Origin of the sequence: Klebsiella sp. A-Nf5, assembly GCF_002810545.1 — a bacterium.
GTDB classification, from domain to species: Bacteria; Pseudomonadota; Gammaproteobacteria; order Enterobacterales; family Enterobacteriaceae; genus Klebsiella; species Klebsiella variicola.
The window spans coordinates 17,451-38,765 of the sequence record NZ_PIOG01000268.1; the positions used below are offsets into that span (position 1 = coordinate 17,451).

General features: G+C 59.2%; 20 protein-coding genes and 1 pseudogene. 11 read left to right on the plus strand and 10 right to left on the minus strand.

The genetic code is table 11. The features are described 5' to 3' along the window. Nucleotides 1-38 precede the first annotated feature (38 nt). Together CWM53_RS25235 and fdhF are read left to right on the plus strand one after the other, a co-directional pair. A complete protein-coding gene (locus tag CWM53_RS25235; RefSeq protein ID WP_100729479.1) occupies nt 39-1,118 on the plus strand; it encodes a malate/lactate/ureidoglycolate dehydrogenase in 1,080 nt (359 codons plus the stop codon). Nucleotides 1,119-1,364: 246 nt separating this feature from the next. Then, nucleotides 1,365-3,515 carry a formate dehydrogenase subunit alpha gene (gene fdhF / locus CWM53_RS25240; RefSeq protein ID WP_100729480.1) on the plus strand — a complete coding sequence of 717 codons (2,151 nt, stop codon included), beginning with the start codon at nt 1,365-1,367 and terminating at the stop codon, nt 3,513-3,515. A 40-nt stretch (nt 3,516-3,555) separates the two neighbouring features. Here fdhF and CWM53_RS25245 read toward each other — a convergent pair whose 3' ends face one another. Next, nucleotides 3,556-4,713 (minus strand): M20 aminoacylase family protein, encoded by a 1,158-nt coding sequence (locus CWM53_RS25245; protein ID WP_008804517.1) that lies wholly within the window; start codon nt 4,711-4,713, stop codon nt 3,556-3,558. 296 nt (nt 4,714-5,009) lie between these two features. Here CWM53_RS25245 and CWM53_RS25250 point away from each other — a divergent pair, with 296 nt between their 5' ends. The 6 genes from CWM53_RS25250 (at nt 5,010) to CWM53_RS25275 (ending at nt 9,827) form a co-directional block, all read left to right on the plus strand. Then, nucleotides 5,010-6,209: an MFS transporter gene (locus CWM53_RS25250; RefSeq protein WP_100729481.1), complete on the plus strand. Its 1,200-nt coding sequence runs from the start codon at nt 5,010-5,012 to the stop codon at nt 6,207-6,209. 87 nt (nt 6,210-6,296) lie between these two features. Further along, complete coding sequence (locus CWM53_RS25255; RefSeq protein WP_100729482.1) at nt 6,297-6,689, plus strand: VOC family protein; 393 nt, start codon at nt 6,297-6,299, stop codon at nt 6,687-6,689. 142 nt (nt 6,690-6,831) lie between these two features. Continuing rightward, the gene (locus tag CWM53_RS25260; protein ID WP_100630642.1) at nt 6,832-7,416 is read left to right on the plus strand and encodes a TetR/AcrR family transcriptional regulator; all 585 of its coding nucleotides are present in this window, start codon (nt 6,832-6,834) and stop codon (nt 7,414-7,416) included. A 199-nt stretch (nt 7,417-7,615) separates the two neighbouring features. Continuing rightward, nucleotides 7,616-8,188: a DUF308 domain-containing protein gene (locus CWM53_RS25265; protein ID WP_100630643.1), complete on the plus strand. Its 573-nt coding sequence runs from the start codon at nt 7,616-7,618 to the stop codon at nt 8,186-8,188. A gap of 47 nt (nt 8,189-8,235) precedes the next feature. After that, nucleotides 8,236-9,291: a catalase family peroxidase gene (locus CWM53_RS25270; RefSeq protein WP_100630644.1), complete on the plus strand. Its 1,056-nt coding sequence runs from the start codon at nt 8,236-8,238 to the stop codon at nt 9,289-9,291. Beyond that, on the plus strand, nt 9,288-9,827 hold the full coding sequence (locus tag CWM53_RS25275; protein WP_008804511.1) for a cytochrome b: 540 nt from the start codon (nt 9,288-9,290) through the stop codon (nt 9,825-9,827). The genes CWM53_RS25270 and CWM53_RS25275 overlap by 4 nt, the downstream gene beginning before the upstream one ends. 2 nt (nt 9,828-9,829) lie before the next feature. Here the strand turns inward: CWM53_RS25275 and CWM53_RS25280 are convergent, their stop codons facing one another. Beyond that, the gene (locus CWM53_RS25280) at nt 9,830-10,699 is read right to left on the minus strand and encodes a LysR family transcriptional regulator (protein ID WP_074385590.1); all 870 of its coding nucleotides are present in this window, start codon (nt 10,697-10,699) and stop codon (nt 9,830-9,832) included. Between the two features lie 128 nt (nt 10,700-10,827). Between CWM53_RS25280 and CWM53_RS25285 the strand changes: the two genes are divergently transcribed. The 3 genes from CWM53_RS25285 to CWM53_RS25295 all read left to right on the plus strand — a co-directional run bounded on the left by CWM53_RS25285 (nt 10,828) and on the right by CWM53_RS25295 (nt 13,630). Next, nucleotides 10,828-11,574 carry a glucose 1-dehydrogenase gene (locus CWM53_RS25285; protein WP_100630646.1) on the plus strand — a complete coding sequence of 249 codons (747 nt, stop codon included), beginning with the start codon at nt 10,828-10,830 and terminating at the stop codon, nt 11,572-11,574. Nucleotides 11,575-11,680: 106 nt separating this feature from the next. After that, entirely contained in the window at nt 11,681-13,117 is a 1,437-nt protein-coding gene (locus tag CWM53_RS25290) for an MFS transporter (RefSeq protein WP_100729483.1), read from the plus strand. A gap of 120 nt (nt 13,118-13,237) precedes the next feature. Beyond that, on the plus strand, nt 13,238-13,630 hold the full coding sequence (locus tag CWM53_RS25295; RefSeq protein ID WP_100630648.1) for a RidA family protein: 393 nt from the start codon (nt 13,238-13,240) through the stop codon (nt 13,628-13,630). A 58-nt stretch (nt 13,631-13,688) separates the two neighbouring features. Here CWM53_RS25295 and CWM53_RS25300 read toward each other — a convergent pair whose 3' ends face one another. The 8 genes and pseudogenes from CWM53_RS25300 to CWM53_RS25335 form a co-directional block, all read right to left on the minus strand. After that, nucleotides 13,689-14,411 (minus strand): amino acid ABC transporter ATP-binding protein, encoded by a 723-nt coding sequence (locus tag CWM53_RS25300; protein ID WP_061156356.1) that lies wholly within the window; start codon nt 14,409-14,411, stop codon nt 13,689-13,691. Continuing rightward, entirely contained in the window at nt 14,398-15,162 is a 765-nt protein-coding gene (locus CWM53_RS25305) for an amino acid ABC transporter permease (RefSeq protein ID WP_004151161.1), read from the minus strand. Before CWM53_RS25305 ends, CWM53_RS25300 begins: the two co-directional genes overlap by 14 nt. A 63-nt stretch (nt 15,163-15,225) precedes the next feature. Continuing rightward, nucleotides 15,226-15,993, minus strand: a complete 768-nt coding sequence (locus CWM53_RS25310) for a basic amino acid ABC transporter substrate-binding protein (RefSeq protein WP_061154280.1) — start codon at nt 15,991-15,993, stop codon at nt 15,226-15,228. A gap of 92 nt (nt 15,994-16,085) precedes the next feature. Then, nucleotides 16,086-17,019: pseudogene (locus CWM53_RS25315) on the minus strand (MurR/RpiR family transcriptional regulator). Further along, nucleotides 16,985-17,962 carry an iron-siderophore ABC transporter substrate-binding protein gene (locus CWM53_RS25320; RefSeq protein ID WP_074456603.1) on the minus strand — a complete coding sequence of 326 codons (978 nt, stop codon included), beginning with the start codon at nt 17,960-17,962 and terminating at the stop codon, nt 16,985-16,987. The pseudogene CWM53_RS25315 and the gene CWM53_RS25320 overlap by 35 nt, the downstream one beginning before the upstream one ends. Then, nucleotides 17,952-18,992 carry a FecCD family ABC transporter permease gene (locus CWM53_RS25325; protein ID WP_100729485.1) on the minus strand — a complete coding sequence of 347 codons (1,041 nt, stop codon included), beginning with the start codon at nt 18,990-18,992 and terminating at the stop codon, nt 17,952-17,954. Before CWM53_RS25325 ends, CWM53_RS25320 begins: the two co-directional genes overlap by 11 nt. Next, a complete protein-coding gene (locus CWM53_RS25330; protein ID WP_100729486.1) occupies nt 18,989-20,014 on the minus strand; it encodes a FecCD family ABC transporter permease in 1,026 nt (341 codons plus the stop codon). The genes CWM53_RS25325 and CWM53_RS25330 overlap by 4 nt, the downstream gene beginning before the upstream one ends. Beyond that, nucleotides 20,011-20,832: an ABC transporter ATP-binding protein gene (locus tag CWM53_RS25335; protein WP_100729487.1), complete on the minus strand. Its 822-nt coding sequence runs from the start codon at nt 20,830-20,832 to the stop codon at nt 20,011-20,013. Before CWM53_RS25335 ends, CWM53_RS25330 begins: the two co-directional genes overlap by 4 nt. Nucleotides 20,833-21,315 lie beyond the last annotated feature (483 nt).

A 21,315-nucleotide genomic window follows, 5' to 3' on the forward strand; every position in this document is an offset into this window, starting at 1 on the left:
AACATAACAAAATAACAACAGACTACAGGAGAGAATCAGTGCCAACAGGACACCGCTTTCTGGCGACGGATCTGCATCAGTTTGTCGTCTCACTGTTTACCCATCTCGGCAGTACCTCAAGAGAAGCCACCCTCGTCGCGGACCATCTGATCGCTGCCAATCTTGCCGGGCATGACTCCCACGGCATCGGGATGATCCCAAGCTACGTGAAATCCCACGCCGGTGGTTTTCTGCAGCTCAACCGCCACGCCACGGTGACCAAAGACGCCGGCGCCGTGGTCACCCTCGACGGCAACGCCGGCTTCGGCCAGGTGGTCGCCCACGAAGCGATGCAGTTAGGCATTGAAAAGGCGAAGCAGCACGGCATGGCGGCAATCGCCCTGCGCAATGCGCATCACGTCGGGCGCATCGGCTACTGGGCCGAGCAGTGCGCCGCCGCGGGGCTGATCTCCATTCACTTCGTCAGCGTGATCGGCGACCCGATGGTCGCCCCGTTCCGCGGGAAGGACAGCCGCTTCGGCACTAACCCGCTGTGCGTGGTGTTTCCCCGCGCGGGCCATCCTCCGCTGCTGCTGGACTACGCCACCAGCGCCATCGCCTTTGGTAAAACCCGCGTCGCCTGGCATAAAGGCGAAGCCGTGGCCCCTGGCTGCCTGATCGACGCCAAAGGGCTCCCCACCACCGACCCGGCGGTGATGCAGACCTCGCCGCTGGGCGCCCTGCTCACCTTCGCCCAGCACAAAGGCTATGCCCTGGCGACGCTGTGCGAAGTGCTCGGCGGGGCGCTCTCCGGGGGGCAAACCACCCATCAGGAGAGCCTGCAGACCAGCGTCGACGCCATCTTTAACTGCATGACCACGGTGATCCTGCGCCCGGACGCGTTCGATGCCCCGGACAGCCAGGCGCAGACGGAGGCCTTTATCGCATGGTGTAAGCAGTCACCGCACGATCCCGATGCCCCGGTGCTGGCGCCCGGCGAATGGGAGGCCGCCAACCGCGAAGCGCGGCTGGCGCAGGGGATCCCGCTGGATGCCGGCAGCTGGCAGGCTATCTGCGCCGCCGCGCGCGACGTCGGCCTGAGCGAATCGCACTTCGACCGCTGCCGCCCTCTCGCCTAGCCGCGTTTCCCCCCGCAGAGCGTCTGACGTCGGCGCTCTGCGTCATCGTCATTAGTGACGAGGTCACGCTCCCGTCAGTAATCACCTTTCACTTTCCATTATAAATCAATAAATTAAATTCTGGCACAAGACCTGCATAGCGCAGCAGGCCTGCGTCTGCATCACGACCAGGCGTTACCGCGATCGTTGCCCGTCGGGCCCGGCGCGACAGCGATCCTCTGTTCACTGTTAACAGGTCTGTTACTGATGAAAAAAATCACGAGCGTGTGCCCCTACTGCGGGGCGGGTTGCAAACTTAAACTGGTTGTCGACAACAATAAAATCATTCGCGCGGAAGCCGCCGACGGCGTCACCAACCAGAACCAGCTGTGCCTGAAAGGCTACTACGGCTGGGATTTTCTTAACGACACGCAGCTCCTGACGCCCCGTCTCAAACAACCGATGATCCGCTACCAGAAAGGCGGCGCCTTCACGCCGGTCAGCTGGCAGGAGGCGATTCGCTATACCGCCAGCAAGCTCAGGGAGATCAAAGAGAAGCATGGCCCGCGCGCCATCATGACCACCGGCTCCTCGCGCGGCACCGGCAACGAAACCAACTATGTGATGCAAAAGTTCGCCCGCGCGGTACTGAACACCAATAACGTCGACTGCTGCGCCCGCGTCTGCCACGGCCCCTCCGTCGCCGGGCTGCAGCAGGCGCTGGGCAATGGGGCGATGAGCAACTCGATCAGCGACATCGAAAACTCGAAATGCCTGTTGGTCTTTGGCTACAACTGCGCCGACTCCCATCCGATCGTCGCCCGCCGGGTGATCAAAGCCCGGGAAAATGGCGCCAAAATCATCGTCTGCGATCCGCGGCGCATTGAAACCGCGCGCATTGCCGACCGTCATCTGCAGCTCAACAACGGCAGCAACATGGCGCTGGTGAATGCCTTCGGCTATGTACTGCTGGAGGAGGAGCTGTACAACAAAGCCTATGTCGAACGCTATACCGAAGGGCTGGATGCTTACCGCGAAGCGGTGAAGGATTATGCCCCGGAAGCGGTGGAAGCGATTGTCGGAGTCAGCGCGCAGGCGATCCGTGAGGCGATGCGCATCTTCGCCGCGGCCCCTTCCGCCACTATTATGTGGGGCATGGGCGTCACCCAGTTTGGCCAGGCGGTGGACGTGGTGCGCGGTCTGGCAAGCCTGGCGCTGCTCACCGGTAACCTGGGGCGGGCGAACGTCGGCGTGGGCCCGGTCCGCGGGCAAAACAATGTGCAGGGCGCCTGCGATATGGGCGTGCTGCCGAACCTGTTCCCGGGTTATCAGGAGGTCACCGACCCCGCCGTGCGGGAGAAATTTGCCGCCGCCTGGGGTGTCGACCCGGCGCTGATGGATGACCAGGTCGGCACCCGCATCACCGAGGTGCCGCATAAAGCGCTGACCGGCGAGATCAAAGCCTACTACATCATGGGCGAAGATCCGCTGCAGACCGAAGCCGACCTCGGCCTGGTGCGCAAAGGCATCGAGGCGCTGGACTTTGTGGTGGTGCAGGACATCTTCATGACCAAAACGGCGGAAATTGCCGATGTCCTGCTGCCGGCCACCTCCTGGGGAGAGCACGGCGGCGTATTCACCTGCGCCGACCGCGGGTTCCAGCGCTTTGAACAGGCGATCCCTCCGGCGGGGAATGTGAAGCGCGACTGGGAGATCATCAGCCTGCTGGCCAGCGAAATGGGTTATCCGATGCACTATGAGAGCAACCAGCAGATCTGGGACGAGATGCGCGAACTCTGCCCGCTGTTCTACGGCGTGACCTGGGAGAAAATGGGCGATATGGGCCATGTCCAGTGGCCGTGCCCGACCCTCGACCACCCCGGCACGCCGTGGCTGTATAAAGACAACCGCTTCGATACCCCATCGGGTAAAGGGCAACTGTTCGCCACCGCCTGGCGCGCGCCAGCGGAGCGCCCGGATGACGAGTGGCCGCTGGTGCTCTGCACCGTGCGGGAGGTGGGGCATTACTCCTGCCGCTCAATGACCGGCAACTGTGCCGCGCTGCAGTCGCTGGCCGACGAGCCGGGACGGGTGCAGATGAATCCGGTGGATGCGCAACGACTGGGGATCGCTGACAAACAGCTGGTGTGGGTCAGCTCCCGGCGCGGGAAGGTGATCACCCGCGCCGACCTCAGCGATCGCATCAATCCGGGGGCGGTCTATATGACCTATCAGTGGTGGGTGGGCGCCTGCAATGAGCTGACCCAGGATAACCTCGATCCGATCTCCAAAACGCCGGAAACCAAATACTGTGCGGTGAAAGTGGAAGCGATTGCCGACCAGCAGTGGGCGGAGCGCTATGCCTGGACGGCCTACAGCGATATGAAGGCGCGGCTGAAAGCCACCGCCGACGTCTGACCTCAGGGAGCGCGCGCGCTCCCTCTGCCGCTGCCGGTGGTTACGCCGCCGGCAGCTGTTTCTCTACCAGCGCCACCCACATGGCCACCCCGGGACTAATCAGCGCATCGTTAAAGTCATAGCTGGCGTTATGCAGCGGCTTCGACGGGGTTTCGCCGTCGGTGCCTATCCAGAAATAGGCTCCCGGACAGGCCTCCAGCATGCAGGCAAAATCTTCGGAGGCCATCGACGGCGCCTGGTTCCAGCGCACCGCTTCCGCGCCGAGGGTGGCGACGGCCACCTCGCGCACCTGCTGCGCCTGCAGCGCATGGTTTTTGGTCACTGGATAGCCCGGGAACCAGCTAATCTCACCCTGCACATCGGACACCTGCGGCTGGGTCGCCACATAGCTTTCGATAAGCTCGCGCACGCGGGCGCGAACGCGATTGCTCAGACAGCGGAAGGTACCGCGCAGCACCACGGTGTCCGGCAGGACGTTGATCGCCTCGCCGCCGTTTATCTGGGTGATACTGACCACCGCGGAATCCTGCGGCGACAGGCGGCGGGAAGGAATGGTCTGCAGCGCCATAATCAGCTGCGCCGCCGCGACGATCGGATCGGCCCCGCTCTCCGGCATCGCCGCATGACAGCTCTTTCCGCGCAGGGTGATCTCGAAGGCGTCCAGCGAGGCCATCATCGCGCCATCGCTGAGCGCCACTTCGCCAAGGGGGATCCCCGGCCAGTTATGCAGCGCGTAGATGGCGTCCATCGGGAAGCGTTCGAACAACCCCTCTTCCACCATTTTGCGCGCGCCGCCGAGGTTCTCTTCCGCCGGCTGGAAGACAAAGTGGACGGTGCCGCTGAACTGGCGGGTCTGCGCCAGATGGGCGGCCGCCGCCAGCAGCATCGCGGTGTGACCATCGTGGCCGCAGGCGTGCATCACCCCGGGACGGCGCGAGCGATAGCTGACGCTCCCCAGCTCGGTGATCGGCAGGGCATCCATATCGGCGCGCAGGCCGATGACCGGCCCGGGACCGTTTTCCAGCGTCGCCACGACGCCGGTGCCGGCCAGCCCGCGGTGTACCTGCAGCCCAAACGAGGCCAGCAGCTCCGCAACGCGGCGCGAGGTCTCCTGCTCCTGATATCCGAGCTCAGGCGCGGCGTGAAATTCACGTCGCCAGCCAACGGCTTCGGCGATCAGTGACGGCGATACGGCCATGTATTACTCCTTTCCTGCATAGCGTAATGCTGAATAATCGGTCATGCGTCGCGTTTTTTCCCCGTCGCTCACCGACGTCGGGTCGCTGCCGCTCCCTCCGTTATATCCTGTCGTTAACACGCTGACAACGTCACGAAATGCGGCGGCGGCGCGGCGTACAGCCCTGTCGCCGCCCGGCGGTCCTTTTTTGGTAGTGATTTCAACGGTGACAACGGCCAGGCGATTAATTATTATGCAACTCAGGACGGCAATTTGCCGAAGGATCCACTACTGACCTCTCCTTCATCGGAAATAAAATGTTTAACCCAGACCAGAATCGTCTTGCCCCCACGCTGGCGATGATCATGGCCGCGTCGCTCGTGGGATTTATCACCGGCTATACGGTGCCGTTAATCAGTCTTGAGCTGGCGCAGAAGCAGATCGCGCCGCTGTACGTCGGCCTGCTGGCCGCCCTGCCGCCCGCCGGCATGATGATCTCCTCTTTCCTCTCTCCTGCGCTGTGCCGGCGCGTTGAAATGGGCGTGCTGCTGAGCGGCAGTCTGATCATGCTGGCGCTGGCGACCATCGCCTCATGCATGACCACCGATATGACGCTGCTTTTGCTGCCGCGCCTGCTGACCGGCCTGGCCTCCGGGGTCATTATCGTGCTGGGCGAAAGCTGGATCACCGGCGGCGCGGCGGGCAGCCAGCGCGCCACCCTCACCGGCATCTACGCCTCGGCCTTTACCGGCTGCCAGCTGGCCGGGCCGTTACTGATCTCCGTCGGCCCCGCCTGGCAGGCCTCGGCGCTGATGGCGATCGTCGCGGTCACTGCCGTCTGCCTGCTGATGCTGCGCCATCTGCCCACTGGCACCCGCGAAAGCCTTGGGGAGCGCGCCAGCTGGCGCAGCCTCGGCGCTTTCCTGCCGGTACTTGCCTCCGGGGTCTTCTGCTTCGCCTTCTTTGACGCCAGCATCCTCGCGCTGCTGCCGCTGTACGGCATGGACAAAGGACTTAATGAAGGAATGGCGGTGCTGCTGGTCACCGTGGTGCTCACCGGGGATGCGATGTTCCAGACCCCGCTCGGCTGGCTGGCCGACCGGGTCGGCATTCGCCGCGTGCATCTGACCTGCGCGGTAGTCTTCAGCCTGTCGCTGCTGGCCCTGCCGCTGATGCTCGGCTCGCGCATTCAGCTGATGGCCATTTGCCTGTTGCTGGGCGCCGCGGCGGGCGCGCTTTATACCCTGTCGCTGGTGCGGGCGGGGAAAACCTTCAATGGGCAGAAGCTGATTATGATTAACGCCCTGTTCGGCTTTTTCTGGTCCGCCGGCAGCGTCGCCGGGCCGGTGGTCAGCGGCATGCTGATCGGCATCACCGGTTACGATGGCCTGATCGTCACCCTGGTGGCCAGCGGCGTGCTGTTCCTGTTGATTCAGTGTCTGTGCAAAAACGAGAAAACCCTGCTTGCCAGTGAGCAGGAAGAGGAGATGGACGAGGCGACGGAGTCCGCACGCTAGTTTTGCGTGGGGCTGGTCTGGCGCCAGCCCGCTCGCCAGCAACCAGGCTGAGGTTTTACGCCATCAAACCTGCTCCAGGAGGACATCATGTTTTCATACATCATGCTTGGAACCAATGACCTGCCACGCGCCATCAAGTTCTATGACCCGTTAATGGCGCTGCTGGGACACGTCAAAGCCGGCCGTAACGAACAGGGGGCGTCCTGGGGCACCTTCAACGGCAATCACACCTGTGGGCTGTGCGTGGGCATCCCTTTTGACCAGCAGCCTGCCGGGGTGGGTAATGGAACGATGGTGGCGCTTAACGCCCGCTCCGTCGAGCATATTGCGGAACTGCATGCCCTCGCCCTGCAACTCGGCGGACGTGACGAAGGCGGTCCCGGTCACCGCCCGCAGTATGGCGACGGTTTTCACAGCGCCTACGTCCGCGATCCCGACGGCAATAAGCTGGCGTTTGTTTATTATGCGTCTGCAGATTGAACGTTGAGATCTGAGGAGCTTGCGGGCTGCTGGCAGGAGAGGAAATTTGACAATCTCACTTCCTACCAGTAGGTTGTCCCGGCTGAATAGAACCCGCTGTAGATAGCGCACTTTTTCACCGCAATGATTGCTGGAGCGTGAAATGATCGAACGTTCGCCGAAAGCGCGAGAAATTATGGCCAATACGAGACAGCTGCTCACCGTCGGAGGGTATAAAAGTTTTAGCTATGCCGATCTTGCTGAGCGCGTGGGAATTCGTAAAGCCAGTATCCATCATCATTTTCCCAGCAAAGAAGATTTAGTTCATGCTGTTGTACAGGAGTACCGTGCAGAAGCCCGGGCGGGCATGGAGGCCATGGATCAGCAAATACACGATCCGCTGATCAAAGTGAAAGGGTATGCCGATTTCTGGTCAGCATGTATCAAGGATGGTACTTCGTCATTTTGCATCTGTGTCATGCTTGCTGTTGAGCTTCCGACATTACCTGCCGATATTGCCGATGAGGTCACTGGCCATTTCAGCGATCTCTCTGACTGGCTGGCATCGTTACTTAGGGCGGGTGAAACCCAGGGCGTTTTCAAACTCAATGAAACGGCGGAAGTAGAAGCCAGAGCCCTGATGGCTGGTATACATGGTGCCATGCTGGCAGCACGGGCATTCAATAATCCGATGGTGTTTGATCAGATTGCCTGGCCTCTGATAAACAAAATCATAAAAGTCGCCTGACGGTTGCCCGGTGACTTACCGGGCAATACTTGTTGCAAAACGGCCCCTTACCTCTCGCACCTCGATAACGCTCTTATGACCTCACCAGGATTGCATCAAAACATGTTGATCCTTTACCTACCTACTAGTAGGTTTACTAACAAGAAGAAGCTCACGCCGATGCTTCGCTTGTCCAACATGCCAGCTTGAGAGGGTTAAAATGACCGACAGTATTCATCAGGGGAATCAGCAGAACTGGCTCAGACAGTATTATTTTTCCCGCACCATCTTCTCGATATTATGGGCTGTTTCCACATTTATCGCTGCCCGGCATTCTTATTTTTGGGCGTCATTTTTGTTAATTCTTTATCCCGCCTGGGATGCGATAGCGAATTACATTGATGCTATTAGAAACGGCGGATTCGTCCGTAACCGGATGCAGACCGTCAATATTATCGTAAGCGCCGTCACAACGCTGGCGGTGATATTGGCTATTAACAGCAGCATGAATGATGTGATTCGGATATTCGGTTGCTGGGCAATATTATCAGGCCTGCTACAGTTGGGCGCAGCGGTCCAGCGCTGGAAAAACTATCGTGCGCAATGGAGCATGATATTAAGTGGCGCCCAGTCTACGTTAGCCGGTGCTTTTTTTCTCTTTCAGTCCCGAACAACAGAACCACCGTCTATAGACAACATTGTAGGTTATGCGACGTTTGGCGCCTTCTATTTTTGTATTTCAACCGTGTCGCTAACCGTTCGACAAAAAAGAGAAGCACAACAACCAGGCTGAATGCACTTCTCGTTTAGCAAAAATCGTGGACAGAATGAGTTAACACTATGAATATCAAAGTACAGGTAAACAAACAGACGGTAGTGCGTCTGGCGCTGGTCGGCATTATTCCACTGTTCCTTATTTTATTATTCCTGTGGGCTGGTGGATGGCTTACGCCTGAAAGGCTGACGTCGGATAAGCTTGTCACGGTATTACAACAGTCGGGTGGCGTTCATCAAGGCTATCGGCGGAATCATGCTAAAGGCATGTGCGTGCTGGGGAGTTTTATCTCAAACGGGAATGCCAGCACGCTATCGCGCGCCTTACTATTCAGCAAAGGCGAAACCGCGGTAACAGGACGTTTGGCTATTGCAGGAGGTAACCCGGCAGCTCCGGATTATACCGTGCCTGTCAGGAGCATGGCGCTGTCCTTTACACAGGCCAATGGTGAACAGTGGCGAACCGGGATGAACGCCATGCCATTTTTCCCCGTCAGTTCCGTCGAAAGTTTCTATGAACTTCAAACCGCGACGCTGCCGGACGCCAAAACCGGCAAGCCGAATCCGGAAAAAGTAAATGCTTTTGTCATGAGCCATCCGGAAATCAAGCCTTTTTTTGCCTGGGCAAAGCAATACATCCCCTCTTCAAGCTGGGCCAGCGATCGCTTTAACAGCCTGAATGCTTTTCGCCTGATCGATCAGGCGGGCAATGAACATCTGGTACGCTGGAGTATGGTGCCGCACACCAGGTTTGTCCCCATTAGCGATATCGATAAACAGAACAAAGATTTTCTGCAACAGGATCTTCAGCAACGTCTGGAACAGGGCACGCTGGAGTGGGATTTAGTTTTCACGCTGGCTCAGGCGGATGACAAAGGTAACGATTCCACCAAAGCCTGGCCCGCAGACCGGAAAACGATTAATGCCGGAACGTTAGTCTTAAACAAGGCCATCCCTCAACAGCAAGGCCCCTGTAATGACATTAACTACGATCCCTTGATCTTGCCTGATGGCATTGCCGCGTCTGATGACCCGATACTTAACGCACGCTCATCGGCTTATGCCAAATCTTACAATCTACGTACTCATGAACAGGCACAACAAGCAGGAGAGCATTTATGAAACAGGTTGCTTACTTTCATCCGGCTCTGCGCGTCCTTCACTGGCTGATGGCCGCTGCGATCCTCAGTATGTTATTTATCGGAGTGGCGATGGTCTCGACCGTATCCTCCTTGCACAGTCTGTTGGTGTCGATCCACAAGCCTCTGGGGGTGATGATATTGCTTCTGGTTATCGTTCGCTTGTGGGTGCGATTCACCACACCTACTCCCTCTTTGCCCGCCACCATCCCTGCCTGGCAGCGTGGCATTGCCCACCTTTCGCACTGGGTACTCTATCTGATGATGTTGGCCCAACCACTAATAGGTTGGGCCATGCTTTCAGCTGCAGGATATCCCGTCACCCTTGGCTACGGGATCGTCCTGCCCCCCATCCTGGGAGTCAATAATGACTGGTATGCGGAACTACGGCCTCTTCACACCTGGGTGGCTCTGGCATTATTCGCGACAGTGATGCTTCACCTGGCGGCGGCGTTGCTACATGCTTTCGTGCTACGTGACGGCGTGTTCAACAGCATGACTGGCATCCGTAAACCGTAAGCTCACGTTGCGGCCGTCCCGGGATCCGCAAGCAACACATCGGCAATATCCAGCATGACACGCAGGCGGTCCATATGCCGGAGGTCAGAGTGATAACCCACCCATATATTTTTGGATGGCGGTGGCTCTGGCATGCTGATGGGTTGCAAACCGATGATGGCATCGCCAAGCGGCCGCGGCAGCACGGCAATCCCCATCCCCCGCTGGCACATCTGCGCCTGTACGGCCCGGCTGGTACTGGTAAACACACGCCGTGACTGAGGGAACCTGTCGAGCAGCCAGGCGACGTCAGAGAAATGGGATTGTGCCGTATTCATCAGAATAAGCCCCACTGCAGCCGGGTCGTGTTGCGCGATCCCGGCCATATCCGGCGTTCCATACAGCGCATAGGGAATGGTCATCAGGCGGCGCTGGACAATATCCGGTTCGGTAAAGGGCACGATGCGAAACGCGATGTCGGCATCACGGCGCGACAGATTAAGCAAGCGGTAACTCGCGATTATCTCCGGTACAATCGCGGGATGGCGGCGCGTCAACTCGCTCAGAACCGGCGCCAGAACGTAGTTAGCAAACCATTCAGCGCAAGATATCCGCAGTATCCCTTCGAGACGTTCGTGATTCCCTGCCAGGCGTCGCTCCATCGCCAGTGCGGAGTTTTCGACCGCCTCTGCCAGCTTCAACACTCTGTCACCAGCATCCGTCAGCACCAGCCCTTCCTTTGTCCGGCGAAACAGTGCCTGCTGCGCCTCAGCCTCAAGCGCCTTTATCCGCCGACCCACCGTCGGATGGCTTACGCCAAGGCTACGGGCCGCCTCCCCGAAAGACCCCTTACGCATGACAGCAAGAAACACCCGGACGTCGCCCCATTCCATGCCATTGCCTCGCCGTTCAAAAATGAACATCGAATATACAAAATCGTCAGTTCTAAAACAACTTTGTCGATATCACTATAGCCTCTTCAACCATACCGCTCAGGACGGCAATTCGAGGAAGCTTAGATATGAACAAATTAAAAGACAAAGTGGCCATTGTAACCGGTGGTTCCAGTGGGATCGGAGCAGGTATTGCCCGTCAGCTGGCGGCTGACGGCGCGAGGGTCATCGTCAACTACGCGTCAAACAGAAGCAGTGCAGATAAGGTTGTTGCAGATATTGAAGCTGCCGGTGGACGGGCCGTGGCGGTAGCGGCAGATGTCACCAACCCATCAGAGGTCGAGGCGCTGGTTAACTCAACCATTGGCAACTTCGGGCGCCTCGACATTGTAGTGAACAACGCCGGTATCTATCAGTTCGCCAGGATTGAAGATAGTACGGAAGCACTCTATCGCAGGCAGTTTGACATCAATGTTCTCGGCCCGCTGCTGTTGGTTGGCGCCGCCACCCCGCATCTGGGTAAGGGCAGCAGCATAATCAACATCAGTTCGTTCGTCACTCGCGTCGCTATCCCCGAGAGCGCCATCTACAGCGGCACCAAAGGCGCAATTGACGCCATCACCAGCGTACTCTCGCGAGAACTCGGCCCACGAGGAATCCGCGTCAACGCGGTCAACCCAGGGCTTATCGAAACGGAAGGTAGCCATATTTCGGGCGCGATGAACTCGGATTTTCAGATATGGAATGAAAAGCAGACGCCACTTGGACGCATCGGCCAGGTGCAGGATGTTGCTCCAATTGTCTCATTTCTTGCATCAGACGACGCGGGGTGGGTCACCGGCGAGGTGATTCTGGCCTCTGGCGGCATGCGCTGACCCCACCCTCACGACAGCCGTTTCTTACCGGGGACGGCGGCCATTCACTATGGAGTGTACAATGTCGACACCTACCATCATGTAAGCCGAGCCGCGTCGCTGGGCAATGTTTGTCATCCTGCTGGTCGGCGCGTTTTTGCCGCCGCTCGATTTTTTTATAGTCAATGTTGCGCTGCCTGCCATTCAGGGTGAGCTGGGTGCCTCATCCTCCGCTGAACAACTGGTCATTTCATCCTATGCTGCCGTGTACGCGGTCACATTAATTACCGGCGGCCGCCTGGGTGATATATATGGCCGTGGAAAGATGTTCTTTCTTGGGCTGGTCGGTTTTGCTGCCGCATCGCTGCTGTGCGGTTTAGCCTGGTCACCATGGGTACTGATTACCGGACGGGTGTTACAGGGAGCCACGGCCGCGATTATGGCACCCCAGGCGCTGGCTTCCGTACAGGCTATTTTCCCGGAGGCGGAAAAACCGCTAGCACTGAGCCTCTATGGCGCAGTATTTGGCCTGGCGTCGGTTATCGGGCAGGTGTTGGGCGGCATTCTCATTTCAGTGAACCTGTTTCACCTGGGATGGCGAGCTATTTTTCTCGTTAACCTGCCGGTGGCGCTGCTGGTCATTCTCTGTGGTCTGCCGCTGGTAAAAGAGACACGGGCGCAATCTGCTCAGAAACTCGACCCCGTCGGTATGCTGCTGGCAACCGTCATGCTGAGCACGCTGATTGTGCCACTGATTGAAGGCCGTGAGGCGGGATGGCCCTGGTGGACATGGCTGTCATTTTTGGCCTTCCCGTTACTGGTCTCATTGTTATGGCGTTATGAACGTCGCCTTAGCCAGCATGGCGGTTCTTCGCTGCTTGATCCGACGGTGTTACGTGCCCCAGGCCTGGGCCAGGGACTGGCGATCGTTTTGCTGTTTTATTCCATCGGCGCCTTTTTCCTGTTGTTTTCTGTCTATCTCCAGGACGCGCTACATTTAAACGCCCTGAACGCGGGCCTGATTTTTCTGCCTTTTGGCGTCGGCTTTCTTATCGGTCCGTTGCTGACCCCTTTCCTGAGACGTTTTGTCGGAAATTATCTGAGTGCAATAGGGATGGGATGCGAGACTTTCGGGCTAGCAGGCCTTGCAGGGTTGATTGCCAACACGATGACGGGCACGCCTCCGCCCATGCTGCCTCTCGCGCTACTGCTCTTTGTCACCGGTCTTGGCCAGGGACTGGCGATGCCTACGCTGGTGCGGATGGTAACAGGCCGCGTTGCGCCAGAGTTTTCAGGGATGATAGCCGGCGTGACCAGCTCAACGCTCCAGATCAGCACGGCGCTAAGCGTCGCCATTATCGGCGGCATTTTTTACAGCATGTTGGAAAACGGAAGAAGTGGCGCACACATCACGCATGCCTTTATCGTCGCCCTGCTAACAATGGCGGTATGTCTCGCCACGGGCGCCGGGCTAAGTATCCGGCTTATCAGGCGCTCCACCGGTTTATTTTCAACTGCGGCCCGTCTTGCTGGCAGCAAAAGCAACAGGCAGGTGGCTGATTGAATGCGCGATGCTCAAACAGCCCCCTGACCACAGAGATAGTTTAAGCTTGTTTAACCGTATTTTTGGACATCACCGCTTCGAGCACGCTGTCATTTTTAAGTCATCCATTTGAGAAAAATCATGAAAAAGTCGATAGTTCCTGAAGAGTTTCAACATTATTTTAATGACTGGCACTTCTCCCCCATCATCGAGTCAGATGGCACAGTGTACCTTTCAGGTGTCACCGCCGCGCGTAAAGACAAACCGATTAGTCAACATCCTGAAGAACAATTCCATGATGCTTTTTATAAGCTGGGGGTTTATTTAGAAGCTGCCGGATTAACTTATGAAAACATACTTGAAATGACGACTTTTCATATTGATCTAAAAAAACATATAGACCTTTTTTCTAAAGTGAAAGATAGGTATATAAAAGCGCCATACCCGGCATGGACCGCCATCGGTGTATCAGAGTTCATTCCCGAAAATGCCCTTGTGGAAATGCGGATTGTGGCAAAAATGGAGGTTCAGTAACTCGACAATGGTTATACATTTCTGATCAGCGGGCTGGCCTGGCGCCAGCCCGCTCGGTTTACAGCACCTTGCTGAGGAACGCGGCGGTGCGTGGGTTGGTCGGCGCGCTAAAGATCTGCCCCGGCTTGCCCTCTTCCTGAATCACGCCCTGGTCGATGAAGATCACCCGGTCGGCTACTTCGCGGGCAAAGCCCATTTCGTGGGTCACGATCACCATGGTCATCCCCTCGCTGGCGAGGTTTTTCATCACCTCCAACACGTCGCCCACCAGCTCCGGATCCAGCGCCGAAGTGGGCTCATCGAACAGCATAATCGACGGCTTCATCGCCAGCGCGCGGGCGATGGCTACCCGCTGCTGCTGGCCGCCGGACAGGCTCGAGGGCCAGGCGTCGCGCTTATCGCTTAAGCCCACCTTCGCCAGCAAGGCGTCCGCCAGGTCGATCGCCTGCTGGCGCGGCATATTGCGCAGATTCATCGGCGCCATAATCAGGTTTTCCAGCACCGTCATGTGCGGGAACAGGTTAAAGCGCTGGAACACCATGCCGACGCTTTCGCGCATCTTGTTGAGGTCGGTGGTCCGGTCGTGGGCGGCAAAGCCGTTAACCACCACCTCGCCTTCGCTGACCGTCTCCAGGGCATTCATGCAGCGCAGGAAGGTACTTTTACCCGAGCCGGACGGGCCGATGATGCACACCACTTCCTGCGGTTTAATATCGCAGCTAATGCCGCGCAGCACGTGGCTGTCGCCGAAGCGCTTATGTAAGTTATTAATGTGAATCACTTTTGCCAAACCTCTTTTCCAGACGGTTAACCAGCTGCGCCAGCAGGAAGGTGATCACCCAGTAGACCAGGGAGATGGTCAGGTAGGGTTCCCAATAGGTGGCGTAGGCGCCGGAGACGGTGCGCGCGGCGTAGGCCAGATCGGCCAGGCCAATCGCCGAAGCCAGCGACGAGTCTTTAACAATGGCGATGGCGTTGTTGCCCAGCGGCGGCAGAATGCGGCGAAACGCCTGCGGCAGGATCACCTTGCGCATGGTTTTCCACCACGGCATGCCCAGCGCGCGGGAGGCCTCCATCTGCCCTTTGTCGATCGACTGGATGCCGGCGCGGAAAATCTCCGACACATAGGCTCCGGCGTTAAGGGTGATCGCCACGATGCAGGAGAGGAACGCCCCGTAGCTCGCGCGCAGCTCGCGGGCAAAGTCGGCGCTCATCAGGCCGCTGGTCACCAGCAGGCCGTCGCGCGGGTTGATAAACAGTGGCACCAGCGCAAAGTGCACCACCATGATCTGCACGAACAGCGGCGTACCGCGGAAGGCGCTGACGTAAAAACGCACCGGAAACTGCACCAGGTAGCGGAGAATATATTTCCACGGCCCGTGCTCGGCCTTCGCCATCCGCCCGAGACCGAGAGTTAACCCCCACAGCGTCCCGAGGATCACGCAGATAATGGTACATTTAATCGTCATCAGGGCGCCGTCCACAAACAGCGGGCCGTACTCCTCGATGATCTCCCAACGGAATCCCGTCATAGTCCTTCCCTAAAAAATACGGCTATCGCCTGGGCGATAGCCGTGGTCACTGAAAAAAGTGGATTATTGCGCTGGCAGCGTCGGCACGTTGTCGTCGAACCAGGTTTTATAGATTTTGGCGTAAGTCCCGTCAGCAACGATCTTTTGCAGCCCGGCGTTGATTTTGCCCAGCAGTTCGCTGTTGCCTTTCGCTACCGCAATACCGAAATACTGACGCTCAAATTTGGCATCCGGCACCAGTTTGAACTGCTTCTCCGGGTGCTGTTTGATGTAGTACTTCACTACCCCGACGTCGCCCACCGCGGCGCTGACGCCGTCCTCAAACAGCTCCTGGAGCATCAGCGGGGTATTGTCGAAGCGCTTGATCGCGGTGCTGTTTTTACCCAGCACCTCAGAAACCACGATATCGCCGGTGCTGGAGTTCACTACCCCGACCTTCTCGTTTTTCAGGGCCGCCAGCGAATCCACCTTCGAGTCCTGGGCGACGACGATAGACTGCTCGGCAGGGAAGTACGGCGCGGAGAAATCGACCATCTGTTTGCGTTTATCGGTGATGGTGATCCCGGAGATGATGATGTCGCGGTCGCCGGTGTTCAGCGTGGCGAAGATGCCTTCCCATGGGGTATTGACCAGCTTGACGTCAAAGCCTTCGGCTTTGGCGATGGCTTTGATGATGTCGATGTCGAAACCTTCCAGCTGTTTCTGGCTGTTTTCAAATTCAAACGGCCGGTAGGTGCCGCCGGAGCCGACGGTATAGGTTTCCGCAGCCGCCTGTCCGGCTGCCGTCAGCGCGGCCATCATGAAACACGCTTTGAGCAAATTCTTGATCATGAGATTTCCTTTTTATGCATTTATTTTGCATAAAAATACACACACTGACTTTTATATGCAACCGGAAACCTTCCCGCTGGTGAATTATCGTATTAACTGCCGCGTTTACCGCCGGATTTACCAATAGCCCGGTGCAGGTCGTTGATTCGCTTCAGGGATTTCACCGTTTTTTGTGGTGTGGTGGAGGCCACCGACAGGACAATCATCTCCAGGCATACCAGCACCGTGCCGTGCAGCGGCATTCTGGTGCTGTCCCCGCCGCGCGGGACGTCAATCACTACCTGCGCCTCCTGGCTGAAGCGCGAGTCCACCGCCTGGGTCAGCAGGATGGTCGGGATACCCAGCCGCTTCGCCTCGCGCAGGGTGGTCATCCCTTCGCGATGGGGGGATTTTTGCCCCATCATGATCAGCACATCACCGCGCTGCAGGCCGATAAGCTGCTCGGCGAGGCTGAAGCCCGTGCGGTTCATCACATACGCCGGCAAGCCAATGCGGCTGAACAGCCGGGCGGTGTACTCGGCGAGGATCCCCGAGGCGCCGATGCCGAAGATCCCTACCTGTCGCGCGTCGCTGAGCAATGCCACCGCCTGGGCCACCGCCGCGCGGTTGTCGGCGCGCGCCAGGACCTCGCAGACCCGCTGATGGCCTTCAAGCACAAAATCAATACTGGAGTTGACGTCGCTGGAGAGCGCCGTGACCGTCGAGCGCATCTTTTCCGCCGAGGTGACCGAGGTGCCGAACCAGCGCTCCATGGTCTGCTTAAGTTCGCGCAGCCCGGCGAAGCCCAGCGCCTGGATGGCGCGCACCACCGTGGCGTCGGAGGTCTGGGTCGCCGTGGCGATCTCCATCGCCGTATGCTCCAGCACCACCTCGCGGTTGTCGTTGATATAGCTGACCACGACCCGCAGCCGGGGGGAAAGCAGGTGCGCCCGGGCGCGATAGCGTTCGCCGAACAAGTCGACTTTGCCCTTCTCTTTTTTTACCGCGCTTTTCATTTGGCCTCCGCCGGGATCGGCCGGCCGGCAATATGCGACTGCACCTGGGCCACCATCAGAGACAGCGCGGCGTAGGAGTTAGAGATCACCTCTTCCCGCGGCAGCAAAATATAGTGCCCGGTGCGGCAGGCACGCAAAAAGTCACACCAGCCGGGCATCACGCCTTCCATCGCCTGCAGCTCATCCTGCGGCTTACCGCCGGTATCCGACCGCCAGGTGGCGAAGACAAAATCGGCATCCAGCTCCGGCAACTGTTCAGCGCTGACATCAATTCGCTGGCCGTCGGGGATCCGCTCAATCAGCGGCGGAAAGCGGAACCCGGCATCGCGCAGCACCCGGCCCAGCGCATGATACGAATGATGCACGGTGACCTTGCCGTTGTTCGCCTGGATCACGGAGACGCTGTACTGCGGTGGGTTGACCATCGCTTTCAGCTGTTTGATTTGTTCCTGATAGCGGCGCTCGAGGATCGCCAGCCGCGGCTGGGTGCCGGTCAGCTGCGCCAGCTTGCGGTAAATCTCCGGGGCGCTACCCTGCAGATGGTCGATGCTCACCGTCGGGGCAATCTTCTCCAGCTGCTCTACCGACACGTGGCGGCTGGGCTCGGTGATAATCAGATCCGGCTTTGCGGCGGCTACCGCTTCCAGATCGATATCGGCGGTGCCAATAAAGCGGATATCGCTGTTGTCGAAATCGACACCGGTAAGCTGGGCGCTGGCGCGCAGATAGTGGCTGCCGTCCGGACGCGTCCGGCCGTGGCTGGCGATCGGCGGCACCCCGAGCTCAATCAACGGAATGGTAATATCGAGATCGTGCATCGAAACAATGCGTTGCGGATGCAGCGGCACGGTGACCGTGCGGCCTAAATCATCGGTGAAAGTTTGAGTTTGTGGGGCGGCGGCGCTGACGGCCCCCGTCAGCAACAGCAGCAATGAGACGAACCAACGCATACTACCTTCCTGGTTAAAGGGCATCACGGCGACGCCAGAGCAAGACAACAAAGAACGGGCAGCCCGCCAGGGCAATAACAATCCCCGCCGGGATCTGCAGCGGCGCAAACGCCAGCCGGCCAAAGGTGTCGGTCACCAGCACCAGCAAGGCGCCAATCAGCGCGCTGCCGCACAGCAGCGAGACCTGGCCGCCGCGCAGCACGAAACGCGCCATATGCGGCGCCATCAGGCCCACAAATCCAAGGCTGCCGACGCAGGAGACGCTGGCCGAGGTCAGCAGCACCGGCGCGAAAAAGCGCAGCACCGTCAGTTGCTGCAGACGTACGCCGAGGCCGATGGCGGTCCGGTCGCCCAGCAGCGCCACGTCCGCCGCCCGGGCGGTACAGAACAGGATGACGGCCCCGGGCAGCGCCCAGCAAAAGGCCACCGCCAGTAGCGGCCAGGTGGCGGCCTGCAGGCTGCCCGCCAGCCAGATCATCGCCGTCTGCACGTCGCGAACGTCGGCGGTGGTCATAAAGATGCCGACCGCTGCCGCCAGGGTCCAGGAGACGCCGATACCAATTAAAATAAAGCGCGGCCGCGAACAGTCGCGCGCCAGCGTCAGGACCAGCAGGGCCACCGCCACACCGCCGACCATCCCCGCCAGCGGCCGCCAGACCAGGCCTAACGCCGGGAAAAACAGCACCAGCGCCAGCACCACGATGCTGGCCCCCTCTTTGACGCCAATCAGCCCCGGGTCGGCCAGCCCGTTGCGGGTGATGCTCTGCATCGCCGCGCCAGCCAGCCCCAGCATGGCCCCGCACAGCAGCGCCATCAGGATCCGCGGCAGGCGGATATCAAACAGAATAAAGCACGGCTGCTCGCCCAACCGCTGCGGCGTCAGCAGCGTCGACGCGGGCAACGGATAGCTGCCGCGGCTGAGGCTGTACAGCCCGAGCGCCAGCAGCATCAGCATCATGATGGCGGCAACTTTTAGCGCCGCCGGGCGCAGCAGCAGCTGGCGGGAGGCGATAACCAGCGGCCGAAAACCGGCCCGGTGAACGGCGCGCTTCATTTAAAAAACCTCGCGGCGATAAAGATAAACAGCGGCGCACCCACCAGGGCGGTCATCGCTCCGGTCGCCAGCTCCTGCGGCGCGACCAGCGTCCGGGCGGCGATGTCAGCCAGCACCAGCACCAGCGCCCCCACCGGCGCCGCCAGGGGCAGCGCCAGACGGATATCTTCCGTCACCAGACGGCGTACCACGTGCGGCACCACCAGCCCGACAAAGCCGATCGGCCCGGCCACCGCCACCGCCGAGCCGCACAGCAGCGCAATCGCCAGCAGGCCCAGCAGCCGCGTCTGGACGAGATTAACGCCAAGGCCCAGCGCCACCTTATCCCCCAGCGCCAGCACATTGAGCCGTGGGGCAATGAGCAGCGCGACGCCAAGGCCGCACAGCGCCGGAACCAGCGCCGTCTGCAGCGTGCTCCAGTTCAGTCCGGCCAGGTCGCCGGCCAGCCAGGTGCGCATCGCCAGCAGCGTCTGTTCATCGAGAATCAATATCGCCGCCGTCACTGCCGACGCAAACGCTGACAGCGCCACTCCGCACAACGTGATGCGCAGCGGCGTCGCCCCGCCGCGCCCGGCAGAGGCCAGCGCCATCACGCCACCGAACAGCAGCGCTGCGCCGCAGGCGGCGGTCAGCGGGCGCCCGGCGGGAAAAGCGCCGAGAGACAGGCCCAGCGCAGAGGTCGCCACCACCGCCAGCGAGGCGCCGGCGTTAAGGCCGAGAATATGCGGCTCGCCAAGTGGGTTACGGATCACCGTCTGCAGCAGCAGCCCGGCGACGCCGAGCGCCGCGCCGGTCAGCAGCGCTGCCGCCAGCCGCACCAGGCGCAGATCGACGATAATCCGCTGGTCGAAATTGCGCGGATTGTACTCCAGCAGCGCCTGCAGCACCGTCTGCGGGGCGATCCAGCGGGCACCCAAACCAAGATGCACCAGCGAGGCGGCGATAAGCAGCAGCGTTAGCAGCAAGAGCGCCAGTCGGGGGCGGGCATGACGCCGCGCGGCGTACAGAACGGCGGCGCTCATGCGTCAACGGCCTGGCGGGCGCGAAACGGCATAAAGAACGGTTTGCCGGTTTGCGGGTTAATCGACATCTGCACGTCAACGTCAAACACGCGTTTAATCAGCTCAGGGCTACAGACGTCGTTGGCGCTAATCGTGCCGGCGATGCGCCCCTGTTTGAGGAACACCAGCAGATCGGCGTAGTTCACGGCAAAGTTGAGGTCATGGAGTACCGTCACCACCGTGCGGCCATGTTCGCGGGTGAGGGTCTGGAGCAGTTCGAGGATATCGACCTGATAGCGCAGATCGAGCCAGGTGGTCGGCTCATCGAGCAGAATGGTGGCCGTTTGCTGGGCCAGCGCCATGGCGATCCAGCAGCGCTGACGCTGGCCGCCGGAGAGGCTGTCCACCGGCAGATGGGCGAATTCGGCGGTACCGGTTAAGCGCAGCGCCTCCTCCACCGCCAGCTCATCGGCCTCGGACCACTGGCGCATCAGCCCCTGCCACGGGTAGCGCCCGCGCGAGACCAGCTCGAAAACCGTTAACCCTTCCGGGGTCAGCGGCGATTGCGGCAGGATGCCCAGCTGGCGCGAGACGGCCTTCGTCGGCATCTGGTGAATGGCTTGCCCGTCCAGACGCACGCAACCGCCGAGCGGTTTCAGCATTCTGGCGATGGTCGAGAGCAGCGTGGATTTGCCGGAGCCGTTCGCCCCGGCCAGCACCGTCATTTTGCCGGTAGGGATGGTCAGGTTGATGTCGTTAACGATCAGGGTCTGGCCGTATCCGGCCGACAGGGCATCCAGTACGATCCCCTGCTCTGCAGGTTTCACCCGCTGTGGCATAACTCGCTCCTGCGCCGCAGCGTTCCAGGTCATCGCTGGACATTCTGCAGTCAAACAAAAATAAATCTCATTCTCTTTTGATCATGACGGGGATAGATGTAGTAGTCAATACTCGCCACTGTCTTCAGTTTGTCACGATAACTACAGCGAGGTCGCGCTAAATAAAAACCAATAAAATCATCTAATATCAATAAAATAAAAACAAAACCCCATATCAATAAAACGTGATAACCCCGCCATTGACCATCGCCAATTTTTTATCTTACATAACGTTTACTACTACATCTCTTCATGATTGAATGATTCTCAATTACACATCTGAAGGCGCATTCAGACGCTAAACAGAGTGCTTTTATTATTCAGGGCAATGATTTTATTGGCTTAATCTGACCGCAAAGGCAGATTCGTTCACGAGAAACAGATAATGACTCAACCCCATGTCGCCTGCAGAGCGTTGCAAGGGCGCGCGCTTTTTTCGCTTCT

Bases quoted from the DNA above. Each gene is read 5' to 3' on its own strand.
- fdhF (WP_100729480.1), top strand. From the start codon at position 1,365: ATGAAAAAAATCACGAGCGTGTGCCCCTACTGCGGGGCGGGTTGCAAA.
- CWM53_RS25245 (WP_008804517.1), bottom strand. From the start codon at position 4,713: ATGGCCGTATCGCCGTCACTGATCGCCGAAGCCGTTGGCTGGCGACGT.
- CWM53_RS25250 (WP_100729481.1), top strand. From the start codon at position 5,010: ATGTTTAACCCAGACCAGAATCGTCTTGCCCCCACGCTGGCGATGATC.
- CWM53_RS25255 (WP_100729482.1), top strand. From the start codon at position 6,297: ATGTTTTCATACATCATGCTTGGAACCAATGACCTGCCACGCGCCATC.
- CWM53_RS25260 (WP_100630642.1), top strand. From the start codon at position 6,832: ATGATCGAACGTTCGCCGAAAGCGCGAGAAATTATGGCCAATACGAGA.
- CWM53_RS25265 (WP_100630643.1), top strand. From the start codon at position 7,616: ATGACCGACAGTATTCATCAGGGGAATCAGCAGAACTGGCTCAGACAG.
- CWM53_RS25270 (WP_100630644.1), top strand. From the start codon at position 8,236: ATGAATATCAAAGTACAGGTAAACAAACAGACGGTAGTGCGTCTGGCG.
- CWM53_RS25275 (WP_008804511.1), top strand. From the start codon at position 9,288: ATGAAACAGGTTGCTTACTTTCATCCGGCTCTGCGCGTCCTTCACTGG.
- CWM53_RS25280 (WP_074385590.1), bottom strand. From the start codon at position 10,699: ATGGAATGGGGCGACGTCCGGGTGTTTCTTGCTGTCATGCGTAAGGGG.
- CWM53_RS25285 (WP_100630646.1), top strand. From the start codon at position 10,828: ATGAACAAATTAAAAGACAAAGTGGCCATTGTAACCGGTGGTTCCAGT.
- CWM53_RS25290 (WP_100729483.1), top strand. From the start codon at position 11,681: ATGTTTGTCATCCTGCTGGTCGGCGCGTTTTTGCCGCCGCTCGATTTT.
- CWM53_RS25295 (WP_100630648.1), top strand. From the start codon at position 13,238: ATGAAAAAGTCGATAGTTCCTGAAGAGTTTCAACATTATTTTAATGAC.
- CWM53_RS25305 (WP_004151161.1), bottom strand. From the start codon at position 15,162: ATGACGGGATTCCGTTGGGAGATCATCGAGGAGTACGGCCCGCTGTTT.
- CWM53_RS25310 (WP_061154280.1), bottom strand. From the start codon at position 15,993: ATGATCAAGAATTTGCTCAAAGCGTGTTTCATGATGGCCGCGCTGACG.
- CWM53_RS25320 (WP_074456603.1), bottom strand. From the start codon at position 17,962: ATGCCCTTTAACCAGGAAGGTAGTATGCGTTGGTTCGTCTCATTGCTG.
- CWM53_RS25325 (WP_100729485.1), bottom strand. From the start codon at position 18,992: ATGAAGCGCGCCGTTCACCGGGCCGGTTTTCGGCCGCTGGTTATCGCC.
- CWM53_RS25330 (WP_100729486.1), bottom strand. From the start codon at position 20,014: ATGAGCGCCGCCGTTCTGTACGCCGCGCGGCGTCATGCCCGCCCCCGA.
- CWM53_RS25335 (WP_100729487.1), bottom strand. From the start codon at position 20,832: ATGCCACAGCGGGTGAAACCTGCAGAGCAGGGGATCGTACTGGATGCC.